This window comes from Sphingomonas sp. BT-65, assembly GCF_026107375.2.
GTDB lineage: Bacteria > Pseudomonadota > Alphaproteobacteria > Sphingomonadales > Sphingomonadaceae > Sphingomonas.
In genome coordinates, this window is record NZ_JAPCIA010000001.1 from 930,828 (window position 1) to 944,904 (window position 14,077).

Below are 14,077 nucleotides of genomic sequence, written 5' to 3' on the forward strand. Positions count from 1 at the left end.
TCCACGCAATCGCGAAGGAGCCTTGTGATGCGCGCCTTCCCCGGTCGATCCGTGTTCCGGCCCGGCGTGGGGCCGGCCGTGCCCGCACCCGCGCCAGCCGAGACGCAGGCGCAGCCGGTCCGCGACCGGCCCCCGGCCGATCGCTGGCTGGCGTTCCTCACCGGACAGGGGGTTCATCCCAAGCTCGCCGTCAGCACGCCAGGCGACGCGGACGAGCGCGAGGCCGATGCCCTGGCCGATCGGGTCATGCGCATGACCGCGCCCGCGCCCGGGCCGCTGCCGGTCTCGGCCACAAATGGCGCCGCGCTCGCCCGCGCCTGCTGCGCGAGTTGCGAAGCGGATGACGACGAAACACCGATCGCCCGCAAGGCAGCGGACGGCGGCGGCGTAGCCCAGCGCTCGGCGCACAGCGCAGCGGCCGCGGTCGCCAACGGCGGCGCGCCGCTCGCGTCCGCCGAACGCGCCTTTTTCGAGCCGCGCTTCGGACACGACCTGTCGGGCGTGCGGATCCATACGGACGCGCGCGCCGCGCAGGCGGCCCGGGGGATCAACGCACTCGCCTACACGCACGGCCAGAACATCGCCTTCGCGCCCGGCCACTACCGGCCGGGCACGTCGGAGGGCCGGCGCCTGCTGGCGCACGAGCTGGCCCACACCCTCCAGCACAGCGGCGGCGCGCCGCTGCTGGGCGGGCATGCCGATACGCCCGGCGCGATGACGATCCGCCGCCAGACCGCCGACACGATCTATCGCCAGTGCCCTCCTCCGGAAATGCGCCGCGGTGGCGCGGCCGGATGCGGGATCTGCATGGGCGGCAATTTCGGCGCGATCGGCGCGATCGTCCATCAGCTGATCCAGTATCAGTTCTTCTTTGCCGATCCCACGCTGGTGCCCTCGGGGCCGGGCATGGAGCTGGTCGTCCCGACCGTTCCGGAAGGGGATACGCCCCCGTTCAACCCCGAGGTCGATCTGTCGCGGATCAGCGACTGGCATGGCCTGCGCACGATCGAGATCGCCGAGATCAAGCCGTTCGACGATGCCGGCGTCCAGATCGAGGAGGCGCGCCACAAGCTGGACGACTATGGCCGCGAACTGCGCGAAGGCGGCTTGTTCGATGACGTGCGGCTGCTCGAAGCGCCTCCGCCTGCCCCCTTCCCGCTTGCCGAGCCGACGCGTCCGCCTGGCTGCCCGCCGCAGATGATCCATGTCTGCCAGATCGAGCCCGGCATCTATCAATATTATTGCAGCCCCTCATGGGCAGAGGCGCAGCGCAACCCGGCTTGCCGTTGCGGCCGGCGCGAACGCCGCGAGCGTGAGCGTGAACGGGTGCGCGACCGGGTTCGCGAGCCCTATGACGTGCCGATCGCGCCGCCAGTCGGCGTCCCCGATGCCCCGGGCGTGCCCGAAGGCCACCGGCCGCCGGTCGGCGTGCCCGACACGCCGATCCCCGTGAACCCGCCCGTCGTCGTCCCGGCGCCGCCCGTCACGGTGCCCGAAGGCCCCGTCTCGGTACCTGAGGGTCCGGTCGAGGTGCCAGAAGGCCCGGTTTCGGTGCCCGAGGGCCCGGTCGAAGTGCCGGAGGGACCGGTCTCCGTTCCCGACGGGCCGATCTGGCTGCCGGGCTGGGATGGCGAGCCGGCCAACGACAATGTCGAGGCCGGCGACGAGGGCATGCAGGAAGCGGCGCGGGTCGCGCTGGCCGCAACGGCTGCAGCCGCGGCCTTGTGGGCGATACGCCGGCTTGGCGGGGCGGCCGCGCGCCGATTCCTCGCACCGCTCGAGGCGGCCGCGCTCGCGGCGCTGGTGATCTTCTATTCCGACCGTGCCGAGGCCGGTGTCGGCCCCGGGGATTCACCCCTCGAATCGCTGTTCGACGCGATGGAGCAGGACGGCATCCCGATCGACGACGAGATGCGCGCGCGGATCGAAGCCGATCCGGCGCTCAGGGACGCGCTCGAGAACGCCGCGCGCTCCGGCGACCTGACCGAGGCGCAGCGCGCGATCGCGCAGCGGACGATGGAGATCATCGCGGAGAATCCCGACGCGTTCTCCGACGAGGACCTGCGCATCCTGGCCGAAGGCATGGAGGCCGCGACCAACAGCGACCCCGCGACCCAGCCCACCGTCGAAAGCTTGCGCCGTGCGATCGAGGCGCGCCGTCGCGGCGAACCGATCGGGCCGATCATCGACCAGGGCCTGCAGGATGCCCGCGAAGGCGTGTCGCGCGCGCCGGAGGCCGAGCCGGATCCGGCGAGCAGCGAGGCCGAGGGCGGCGTCTCCGAGCCGGTGCCGGAGCCGGCACCCGAAACGCCCGCGGAGCCGCTGCCGATCCCGCAGGAGTATCGCGACCGGCTCGCCGCCACGCCCGAGCGCGAGCGGCTGTTCCGCGAGATGACCGCGCATCATGACGGCCTGCCGCTGACCGACGCGATGATCGAGCGCTTCCTCGCCACCGTGCCCGAGGACCTGACCGCCGAGCAGGCCGACGCGCTGATCGACCGGGTGGTCGCGGCGCTCGACGCCACCGAGGACGAGATCTTCGCGCAGCTCGAGCAAGCCGTCGCCGAGGTCCGCGCCGCAACGCCGGACGAGCCGGGCGAGGTCATCGAGGCCCCCGCGCCTGGACCTGTGCCGGAGGCCCCCGCCCCCGAGGAACCCGCGCCGGTACCCGCCGAAACCGCTCCGGCCGAACCGGACGCCGCGCCCGCGCCGCGCGGGCTGACCGAGGCGCAGCTGACCCGGCTCCGGGAATTCATCGCCGGAAACCCCCGTCCGGGCCGGATCAGCCCTCTGCCCTCCGCCGAGAACCGTGTGCCGCACCATCGCTTCACGCGACTGGTCGCGATGGCGGCCGGCGACGGCACCCTGGTGGCCGGCTTCATGACCATGCGGATCACGACCGTGCGCAGCGTCAACGATTTCGATGTGATCATGAGCCCGACGGTCTTCTACCGCGCCGACGGGCGGCGGCGCGGCATCTGGCCGCCGACTCCGACCAGCACCGACATCCAGGGCGAATAGTCCCGGCGGATCATCGGCTCCGGCTGATTGCCGCAACCAGATCGGTCGACGACAGCGAGGCGGCCACCCAGCGCGCGAAGTCGTCGCGCAGCAGCCGCGTCGCACGCACGCGGACATCCGGCGCCTCGGTGATCTCGACATAGCCCAGCAGCGCCGCCGCGCGCAGCATGTTGCGGACATGGACGCGCGTCGTCGCGCTGCGCTCGGCAGCGGTCGAGTAGAAGCCGGGCGGGGACCAGCCGTCCGGATTGTCGCGCATCGCCTGCATCAGCGTCGTCAGCACCCGCGCGCCGGCCGCCTGATGCAGGAACGAATCAACCGCCGGGTGCTCGGAAATGGTGCGGCGCGCGACCTCGAGCGTCTGCAGCGACATCTTCCGATAGACGCGGTGATATTCCGGGTCGCGCGCCAGCGCCGGGCGATAGCGCGGTTCCTCGGGCATCAGCAGCGCCAGCGGCGCGTGGAACACCGCCACCCATTCGCGGTCGATCGCGAGCATGAGTTCGGAAGGGCGCAGCCGGTGGCGGCGCCGGTCGCCGGGCATCGCTTCGTGGAGCAGATGACCGTCGCTGCGCATCTCCTCGACCATGCGCCGCACGCGGCGCGCGGGGCCGATGCCCATCTGCGCCGCCCCCCCGGCAAGCGTCGCCACGCTGAGCCAGGTCGCGGGATCCTCGTCGCGCTCGTTCATCGCGATGCAGATCGCGAGCATGAACGTCACCGCGCGATCATATTCGAACAGGTCGCGGACCAGGCGGCGCGCATCGCCGTGGAGCCGGGCCAGGCCATCGATCAGCAGCGAGGCCGCGCTGTCGAAACGGGGATGCGCCAGCAGGGTTTCCGTCGAAATGAAATCCGGAACCGTTCCCGGTCCCCCCTGCCCGTCAAACACGCACGTCACCCGTCGAATCGCCTGTCCTGCTGGGAAGAGATCGTACCAACTTGTTTCGTTGAACACGAAAATTTCCGCCATAGAAACCCGGCCAGAGAGACCGGCTCGCGGAGACGCCGCCGAGCCGCCGCAGGGGGAATTACGTGACCGGACTGAATTCGACGAACGCCCGTTTCGGGCGGCGCCATCGTGCGCCCAAGCTTGCGGGGACCACTGCGATGGCGGCCGCGCTCGCCTGCATGCTGGCATCCGAACGTGCCCAGGCCCAGGCCGTCGAAGCATGCGGCGCGGTCGCGGACGACGGCTCGGTGCAGTGCACCGGGGCCGGCAATCCCTATCGGCGCGGCATCGCCTATGAAACCTCGGTCGATGCCGAGGGACGGCCGATCGGCCTGATGGTCTCGCTCGACGCCGATGTCGCGGTACGCCCCGGTGAGGCCCGGCCGATCCCGGCTGCGGTGGACCTGACCGGCTATGGCGATGCCGCGGTCACCCTGCGCGCCGCCGAAGGCAGCAGCGTGCGGACGCGGGGGCTGCAGCAGGCGGGCATCCAGATCCTCACCGAAGGCGGCCATATCGACATCGTGGCGCCGAGGATCGTTACCCATGGACTAGGCAGCGACGGCATCTTCGCCCGCTCCACCGCGGGCAGCGACATTTCGATCGAAGCGAGCGCGGTGCGCACCCGCGGCGATCAGTCATGGGGGATTTATGCCCAGGCGGCGAACGGCGGCGACGTGTCGATCGTCGCTTCGGGCACGGTCCGCACCGACGGGCACGCCAGCACGGCAATCGGCGGTAGCAGCCCCCTGGGCAGCGTGCGGATCGAAGCGGGCGATGTGCGCACGCTGGGTACCGGGTCGGACGGCCTCGCCGCCCGCGGCCAATCGGTCTCGGCCTTGATCAGCGGCACGGTGCGGACCGAGGGGGACATTTCCCACGGCGTCTGGCTACGCGGCACGACCGGCGACGCGGCGGTGGTGCTGGACGGCCGCATCCGCACGTTCGGCCATGGCTCGAACGGCGTGGACATCCATGGCGAGGCCGGCGCCAGCCTCACCGGCAGCGGCGAGATCCGGGTCGATGGCGATCTCGCCAGCGGCGCCATCGTCTCCAGCACGCAGGGCGATGCGGCGATCGACCTCGCGCGGGTGATCGCAACCGGAGCCAGCTCGCAGGGGGCGTCGGCGTCTTCCACCTATGGCGACGCCTGGGTCAGGCTCGACGAGGCGCGTGCGAACGGCGCCTTTTCCACGGCGGTAGCGGCGCTCAGCACCTATGGGAACGCATCGGCGGTCGTCACCGGAAACGCGCGCGTCGATGGCGAGTTCGGCACCGCCGTGATGACCATCGCCCCCGATGGCTTGGCCCGGGCCGAGGTCCAGGACGCCGTCGCCACGGGGAATAGCGCGACCGCGATCGTCGCGCTGGGAAGCGCAGTCGAGGTGACGGTGAACGGAACCGCCACCTCGCGCGGCGATGCGATCGAGGGGAGCTATGCCGGAGCGGTCGTCGCGGTCGGCATCGCCGGCGCCGCGGGGACCGGCGGCAATGTGCTGGTGACCAACAACGGGCGCATCGCCGCGCGCGGCGACAACAATGCCGGCCTGGTCATCCTGGCGGACGATTCGGCTGCCATCGGCGGCGCCGGGAGCTTCGTCACGCATGGCGCGAACAGCGCGGCGATCATGACAAGGGCCCTCAACGCCATCGCGATCGACATCGGCGAGGTGCGCACGACGGGCGACGCTTCGATCGGAATCGAGGCGGTGAGCCTGGGCGGCGGCGCCGTGAGTATCGGTGTCGAAGCGCTCGAGACATGGGGGGCGGGCTCGACCGGAATCCATGTGCAAACCGCGGGTGACATCGATCTCCAGGCGGACTGGATCTTGACCGGAGGCGATCAGGCCATCGGCGCGCTGCTGGCAACCAGCGGCGATGACGCGGCCATCCGTGCATCGCTGGGTGAGGTGTGGACGTCGGGCACGCGCAGCTACGGCGTCAGCCTGGCGGGCGGACAGGCGCTGGACGCCACGGTCGCGGCGGACCGGATCGTCACCGCCGGCGACCTCAGCAGCGGCGTCCATATCGTCCGCAACATCGGCGGAACGGGCAATTACGACATCACGCTGGGATCGTTCACCAGCTTTGGCGCAAACTCCCATGGCGTCGCCCTCGTCACCGACGATACCGGACGGGCGACGATCCGCGCCGGCCGGCCCGAGGTTCATGGTCCGGGCTCCATCGGCATCTATGCGAGCGCAGCGAACCTCGACCTCGACCTCACGGTCGGCTCGGCGCAGGCCGACGGCGCCGGCTCGGTCGGCATCTATGCCTCGGGCGCCAATGTCGCCCTGCACAGCACCGGCACGATCGCGAGCACCGGCGAGAATGGATTCGGCATCGCCGTCCAGGCCCAGCAGGATGCGCACCTGACCATCGCGGGCGATGTCATCGCGACGGGCGCCAGGTCCACAGCGGTCGCCGTGGAGAATCTCTCGTCCGACAGCGTAACGACCGTGGAGATGACCGGAAACATCGTCACGTCGGGCTATTTCGGGTACGGATTCAGCGCGGGCGGGAACGGCAGCCTCGTCGCCAGGCTCAATAACGTATCGAGCCTCCTCTCGGACGAGGGACCGCTCGCCGGCTTCGCCATCATCACGACGCTCATCGGCGACATCGATCTGACGGTGAACGACGTCATGGTGGAGGGATATGCGATCAATTCGACCACGATACACAGCCGCACAGGCAACGCGTCGATCGCGGTCACCGGGCTCTACCAGACCCAAATGGCCGGCGGCATCTTCGTCAGGGCCGCGGGCCTGGCGAGCGTGTCGGTGAACGACATGGAAATCGCCGGCGACTTCGCCCCGTCCATCGTCGTGGACGGAGCCGACGCGTATGTTGGCATCAGCGGCACCATCAACGACTATGTTCTGCCGATGGGCGGCGATTCCGCGGTCCACGTCTTTGCCGGGGGCGGTTCCTTTCCCGGCATCGCCAGCGTGGAGAATGACGGAAGCGTCAATACCTTTGCGGATACGCGATCCGCGGTCTTCGTCCATGCCACCGGAACCGCGTCGCTCACCGGCGCTGGCTCCGTCCATACACGAGGCTTGAGCGCCGCGGGGGTGACGATGACGGCCGAGACCGGTGAGGTCAGGCTCCGGCAGAGCGAGATCGTGACCGAGGGCGCCTTCTCCAACGGAGCCAGCCTCACCGGGTCGGACGCAGACGTTCTGGTCGATCTGGAGCGGGTCGCTACAAGCGACCTGTTCTCGGACGGCGTCCATATCAGCTCCAAGGGGCGGGTCGCGGCCAATATCGGTTCGATCGAGACCGGCGGCGCGCAGTCCGCGGGCCTCTGGATCACGACCTCCGGCGAGATCGATGCCGATCTGGGCAGCGTCACCACGACCGGCAATCGCGCGACGGGGCTCTGGCTCGTGGCCGATGGCGGAATCGACGTAGCGGCCGGGCGGATCTCGACCGCTGGTGACCAGGCGGCTGCGATTCGCGCGTCGACCTCGGGCGACCTCGCGATCGTCGCCGGGAATCTCGCGACGCAGGGCGCGCAGTCCCATGGCGTTTTCGGCTCGGCCGGGGGCGATGCGATGCTTCATCTGGGAACGGTCGCGGCATCCGGGGCGAACGCCGACGCGATCCGCCTGACCGTGGCAGGCGCCGCGGAGATTGAGGTGGCGCAGGACGGCAGCATCTGGGGGGCGAATGACGCGTTCGCGCTGTCGACCGGGGAAGGCGTGACTCTTGTCAACCACGGCGCCATCGCCGCCGGCCTTGGCGCCGCGATCCGTGCCAGCGGTGGCGCAGCGACGATCTGGAACGGCGGCGGCATCGACGGGTCGATCCTCCTCACCGATGCCGGAGATCACGTCGTCAATGCCGGTGTCATGCGGCTGACCGCGGTGCAGCTCGGCGCCGGCAACGACCGGCTGGAGAATGACAGCGACCTGGTGCTGGCGGGCGATCTCGATTTCGGCGACGGCGACGACATACTGGTGAACCGCGGCACCCTCTCGCTGACGGCGTCAGGGGACGCGGGCATTGGCCTGCGCGCGCTCGCGCCAGCGCCGGTGGCGCGATCGATCGCCGGCCTGAACGGCTTCACCAATAGCGGGGTAATCGACTTGCGCAGCGGCGCGGCTGGCGACACGCTGGCGATCTCAGGGAGCTTCGCGGGCAGCGGCGACAGCGCCGCCGCGCTCGACGTGCGCTTCGGCGGGACGCCGGCTGCCGACCGGCTGACGATCGCGGGCGCGGCGACCGGATCGACGCGGATCGTGATCAACCCGCTCGACGCCCCTACGGCATTCCAGTCCGGCATCGTGCTGGTCAGTGCGGGCGCGGGTACGCAGCCGGACGCATTCCGGCTCGACACGCCGTCCGGCCCCGGCTTCTTCGCCACCGGTCTCGCCTTCGACGCCGGCGCGGGCAGCGTCCGGCTCGTGACCGCGCCGTCCGCCGCCGCATACCGGCTGCTCAAGGTCAGCGAAGGCGCACGATCGGCGTGGCTCGATTCGAACGAGACGATCGCCGCGCATCTTGCCTCCGGGCAAGGCGGCGGCTTCTGGATGGCGGCTGGCGGCAATGTGAGCCGGCGGGATCAGACACGCCGCTTCGACAGCTTCGGCTTCAGCCAGGCCGTCGATCTCGGATACCAGCAGGACTCATTCTCGACCCAGTTCGGCTACGGCGCGGGCGGTGGCGCCCTCACCCTCGGCGTCACCGCGGGCTATGGCAATTCGAGCCTGACATTCGATGGCAGCGCCGACCGCGCGCAATATGATGCGTGGAACGGCGGCGCCTATGCAGCGCTGCGCACGGGACGCTTCCACGCCAGCGCGATCGCCAAATATGATCATTATGCGATTGATCTGTCGCTGCCCTCGCTGGACGGAAAGGCCGAAACCAGCGGCAGCGCCTTCGGCGCCCGGATCGAGGCGGGAATGCGCCTGGGATCGGCGCGCTTCCATGCCGAACCGCGCGTCAGCCTCTCGTACCAGCGTGTCGCGATCGATCCGCTGGCCTTGTCCGCCCTTACCCGGTTCGACGCTTGGGACGGCGGCCGCGGGACAGCCGGCCTGCGTATCGCCAGCCTTCATCCGGCGCGGCGTGCCACAATGAAGCTCTACGCCGAGGCGGACTATGTGAAGGCGCTGGGCGAAACGGCCGCGCTGTCCTTCACGACCGGCACCGTGACGGTGGACGCGAAGGACGGCCGCTTCCCCGATTATGGCGCCGGCAAGCTCGGCTTCGAAGTCGCGGGCCGGCGGGCATCGGGCTTCATCGAGGCGACGATCCGCTATGGCGGCGACTATCGCGGCGCCGGCGCGAGAGCGGGCATGCGGATCGCATTCTGATACTGCTCACCAAGCGTCCCGGCCCTTCTGAGTGGGCCGGGAGCAAGGTGCTATGGAATGCTACTCCTTGACCGGAGCGAGCGTCGGATACTTGACGCCGAGCTGGTCGAGATAGCTCGGGTACTTGGCCGGGTCGTAATAATATTTGGTGAGCTCGGGCCGGATGCGCTCCATCAGTTCCTTGTTGAGATGGATCGCCGGCTGATCGGCAGCGGTCAGGACCGGATCATATTTCTGGTCCTTGGTCTGGACGTCGCGGAAATAGGCCTTGGCGTCGGCAACCAGCTTGGGCGTGGTCATCGCGTCGAGCACGGTCATCGCCACCGCCTTGGCGCCCGCCACCGCGCCCTTGTGCGCGACCGGCGTCGCCATCGCGATCGCCGCGGTGACGTTGTGGCCGATCATGCTGGGAATGTTCGACGGGAAGCGGATCGTGATCGTCGGCACGGTCCACATGATGTCGCCGATATCGTCCGATCCCCCGCCGAACGAGCGGTCGCGATTGGCCGGGGTCGACAACGGCTCGACCTTGTCCTTGAGCGGTTCGACCTTGAACTTCAGCCCCTCCTGCACCGCCTTGGTGAAGGCCTGGTCGTCCGCGCTCCATTTGGGCATGCCGACCAGCTCGATATTGGCCTGCGCCGCCTCGGCCAGCGGGCGGTTGGAATGGTTGGGCGCGGCATAGCCCAGGATGCGACGGGTGACGGTGGTGCCGGTCGCCTTGGCCGCGGCCTCCGAAATCTCGTTGCCGGTCTCGAACAGGTTGCGGATCTTGTCGAAGGTCTGCTCGCGGAAATAATACCAGACGGTCGCTTCGCCCGGCACGATGTTCGGCTGGCCGCCGCCATTGGTGATCACATAATGCGAGCGCTGGGTGAGCGGGAGATGCTCGCGGCGCATGTTCCAGGCGATGTTCATCACCTCGACCCCGTCGAGCGCGCTGAGGCCAGCCCAGGGCGCGCCCGCGGCATGGCTGGTACGGCCTTTGAAGTTATACTCGACCGAGACCATGCCGTTGTTGCCCGAATCCCCCCAGCCCGTGCCGAAGCTCGAGGCGACATGGGTGAAGATCGAGACGTCGACGTCCTTGAACAGCCCGGCGCGGACATAATAGGCCTTGGTCGCGAGCAGTTCCTCGGCGACGCCGGGCCACAGCATCAGCTTGCCCTTGATGTTGTGCTTGGTCATCGTGTCCTTGGTGGCGAGCGCCGCGGCGATGATCAGCGGCATGCCCGAATTATGCCCCTCGCCATGGCCCGGCGCACCGGGAACGATCGGCTTGATCTGGGGAAGGCCGGGCATCTGCGACAGGCCGAGCAGCCCGTCCACGTCCGAGCCGAGCGCCACGACCGGCCCCTCGCCATTGCTCCACGTCGCGGTCCAGGCGGTGGGGATGCCGGCCACCCCCTTCTCGATCGTGAACCCGTTCTTCTCGAGGATCGCGGTCAGATATTCCATCGTCTGGAATTCCTGGAACCCCGGCTCCTGGAAGCTGAACACCGAATCGACCATCTCCTGGACGAGCTTGGCGCGGGCGTCGACGCCCGCGGCGACTTCCTTCTTGAGCGCGCCGGATGCCTTGGCGTGCGCGCCCGACATCGGCGTGGTGACGAGCAACGCGGCAACGAGCGACTTCATGACGAGTTTGGACATGGCCTTCTCCCGGATCGAATGATGGTCTTGAAGCAATGACTAGGGACAGAACCACGGGAGGCGCTAGGGGTGCGCCTCCCGTGGAGGGGAAGTTCAGATTGCGAGTCTGAACCCCATGCGGAACACGCGACCGAGCACGTCGTAGAGCGCGCGGTTGGTCTGCGGATAGGCGGGCGTGTTGTTGCCGGTGGGGCCGTTGCCGACCAGCACCGGATCGCGATCGGTGATGTTGCGGATCGCCAGGAACACCTCGGCCTTCGCGTTCTTCACCTCGAACCGGTAGTTGAAGTTGAGGTCGAAGAAAAAGGCGCCCGGGATCGAGTTGGTGTTCACCGTCCGCCGGTCCGCGGTCGATGCCGGACAATCGGTCGTGCACACGATGTAGTTGTTGTTGTACACGCCGCCCGAGACGCCGCGCGCGATCCCCTGCACCGAGAAGCCGCTGTCCATGTCGTAGCCCGCGGAGAAGCGATAGGTCCAGTCGGGCAGGCCGCCGGTGTTCTGCCCCGCGGAATCGGTCGCCAGCGTGACGCCGTTCTCGGTCTTGAGCTCGAACGCGCGGCTGACCAGCGCGCGCAGCGCGAAATTGCCCGGCCCGATCTCGCGCCGGTAGCTCGCCTCGAGGTCGATGCCGCTGGTCTTCACGCTGACGAAGTTGGTCGGCTTGATCTCGATGCTGGTGACCGGGAGCCCCGGCGTGGTCACGCCGCGCCCGCCGGTGGTCGAGATCGCCGAGCAGGCCGCCGTGATGCCCTGCAGATAGCATTGGTCGACCAGCGTCTGCGCGGCGAGCGAGTCGATCGCGCCGGTGAGGTCGATCTTGTAATAGTCCACCGACAGGGCGAAGCCCGGCAGGAACGTCGGCGTCAGCACCACGCCCGCGCCATAGGTCAGCGCCTCTTCGGGCACGAGATCGGGATTGCCCACCGTCGATTCGTTGAACTGGTTCGCCGCGACGGTGCCGTTCGGCTGGGGCACGTTGACCGTGTTGGTGCGGCCGGTGCCGGGCGCGAACAGCTCGGACAAATTGGGCGCGCGGATGTCGCGCGAGATCGTGCCGCGGAACTTGATGTCCTCGATCACCTGCCAGGTCAGGCCCGCCTTCCACGTCACCACGCTGCCCGAGGTCGAATAGTCGGTCAGCCGCGCGGCGCCGTTGAAGTCCATCCCCTTGAAGATCGGGATGATCGTCTCGACGAAGCCCTCCTTCACCGTATAGTCGCCCGTGGTCGGCAGATAATTGCCGTAGATCCACGTACCGGTGGTGACGCCGTTGGAGACGATCGGGCGGAACAGCGCATCGACGGTGCCGGTCACCTCCTCCTTGCGCCACTCGCCGCCAAAGGCGAGGCTGACCGGTCCCGCAGGCAGGCGGAACAGGTTGTTGGTGGAGAAGCTCAGCGCCGCGACCTGCTGCTTCAAATGCTGGCGGCGCAGCGGCTGCAGGCCGTCGTAGAGCACATATTGGATCGCCTCGGGCGAGGCGCCGTTGGTGCCGATGCGGTTGAGCGGAACACAGGCGCGGTCGTCATTGGCCGCGCTCGCGTCGACGTTGATGCGGCAGACGATCGAGCCCGCCGCATAGCCCCCCGGATTTCCGGCCGCGGCGACCACCGCGTCGGTCGCATTGGCCATGCGCTGGTTGTGCCAGGCATTGGTCAGCCGCTCGACCGTGTCGGTCTTGCCGAGCTGGTAATAGCCGTCCCATTGCCACCGGATCCCGCCGGTCGCGAACTCGCCGCTGCCCCCGACGACATAGCGCTGGACCTGGCGGCTGTTGTCGCTGCCCTGCGGCGGCAGGAAGATGTTGCTGGTGCCGATCTCCAGCGCCGTCAGGCCATTGGCGATCATGGCGGTACGCACCGAATCAGGCAGAAAGGCGTTGTCACGCTCGATCCGCACGCCCGTGGTCGGCGTCTGCTGATAGTAGCTCTGGCCATTATAGTGGCTGATCGACGCTTGCGCGAACAGCTCGATTGCGGGCGAGAATTCGTAGCTTATCCGGCCAAAGCCGCTGACGCGCTTTTCGCTGGGGAGCAGTGTCGCACTGCCTGCATGGCCTTCCGTGGTGATCAAGCGATCCCCGCCGACCATCCACTGGCCGCTGGTCGCCCCGAACAACAGCTGGTTGACCGTCGCCTTGCCCGTCGCGGGGTTGATCATTCCGAAATAGTTGCCGCGAACCGCCGCGAGCGCAGTGCTGCTCGGGCGCGTCGCCGGGGTGCCCATGGCGTTGGTGAAGGCCCCGTAGACCAGGCCGCCTGGTGTGAACTGCCCCGTGCCGATGTTCGAGGCGATCAGATATTCGTTGACGCACGGCGTCGCAGTCGAGGCATCGGTACAGGCGGCCGCGCTGTAGGCGGGATTGTTGGCGAGGAAGAAGCCGCTCTCGTTCCAGTCACGGTCGATCGACTGGATGCCCTTCTGGGTGAAATATTCGCCCGACAACAGGATATGGCCCTTGCCGTCGGCGAAGCTCTTGCCGCCCGTTGCGGAGAATTTGTGATTGGGTCCGTCGCCATAGGTGGTGACGCCATATTCATACTCGGTCTTGAAGCCGGTGAAGGTCTTGTCGAGGATGAAGTTGACGACGCCCGAGACCGCGTCCGAGCCATAGGCCGAGGATGCGCCGCCCGTCACCACCTCGACGCGCTGGATCAGCGCCTGCGGGAAGGTGTTGACGTCGACCGACCCGGTGGTGGTCGATGCGACCGAGCGCTGCCCGTCGAACAGCACCAGCGTGCGGTTCGCGCCGAGGTTGCGCAGGTTGACGCTGTTGATGCCGGCGGCGCCGTTCGACAGCGATCCGTTGGTGCTCGCCGCCGTGCCCGATCCGCGCACCGCCGGCAGCGTGTTGACGAAGTCGGAGATATTGGCGGGCGCTTCGGCCTTCAGCTCCTTGGTGCTGATCACGCTGACCGGGGTCGGCGCGTCATAGCCGTCGCGGACGATGCGCGATCCGGTGACGGTGATCTCGGGACCGGCCGGATCGGCCTCGGTCGTCTGTTCCGGCTCGACCGTCTCCACCGTCTCGACCGGTTCGGTCTGGGCGTGCGCCGTCCCGGCAATCAGTGAAACGGCGAGAATGACTGCGCTGCCCAGCAGCTGCGCGCGCAATGTTCCG

The 14,077-nt window shown here is 68.6% G+C and carries 5 protein-coding genes; 2 read left to right on the plus strand and 3 right to left on the minus strand.

Annotated elements, in window-relative coordinates; genetic code table 11:
• Positions 1-27: 27 nt before the first annotated feature.
• A complete protein-coding gene (locus OK349_RS04535) occupies positions 28-3,021 on the plus strand; it encodes an eCIS core domain-containing protein (protein WP_265116631.1) in 2,994 nt (997 codons plus the stop codon).
• Between the two features lie 10 nt (positions 3,022-3,031).
• On the opposite strand, the gene OK349_RS04540 is transcribed toward OK349_RS04535, so the two are convergent.
• A complete protein-coding gene (locus OK349_RS04540) occupies positions 3,032-3,979 on the minus strand; it encodes a hypothetical protein (protein ID WP_265116632.1) in 948 nt (315 codons plus the stop codon).
• A 77-nt stretch (positions 3,980-4,056) separates the two neighbouring features.
• On the opposite strand from OK349_RS04540, the gene OK349_RS04545 reads away from it, so the two are divergent.
• Positions 4,057-9,300, plus strand: coding sequence for a hypothetical protein (locus OK349_RS04545; RefSeq protein ID WP_265116633.1), 5,244 nt, complete (start codon positions 4,057-4,059; stop codon positions 9,298-9,300).
• 60 nt (positions 9,301-9,360) lie between these two features.
• Here the strand turns inward: OK349_RS04545 and OK349_RS04550 are convergent, their stop codons facing one another.
• Together OK349_RS04550 and OK349_RS04555 are read right to left on the minus strand one after the other, a co-directional pair.
• Positions 9,361-10,953 (minus strand): amidohydrolase, encoded by a 1,593-nt coding sequence (locus OK349_RS04550; RefSeq protein ID WP_265116634.1) that lies wholly within the window; start codon positions 10,951-10,953, stop codon positions 9,361-9,363.
• Between the two features lie 93 nt (positions 10,954-11,046).
• On the minus strand, positions 11,047-14,070 hold the full coding sequence (locus OK349_RS04555; RefSeq protein WP_265116635.1) for a TonB-dependent receptor domain-containing protein: 3,024 nt from the start codon (positions 14,068-14,070) through the stop codon (positions 11,047-11,049).
• Positions 14,071-14,077 lie beyond the last annotated feature (7 nt).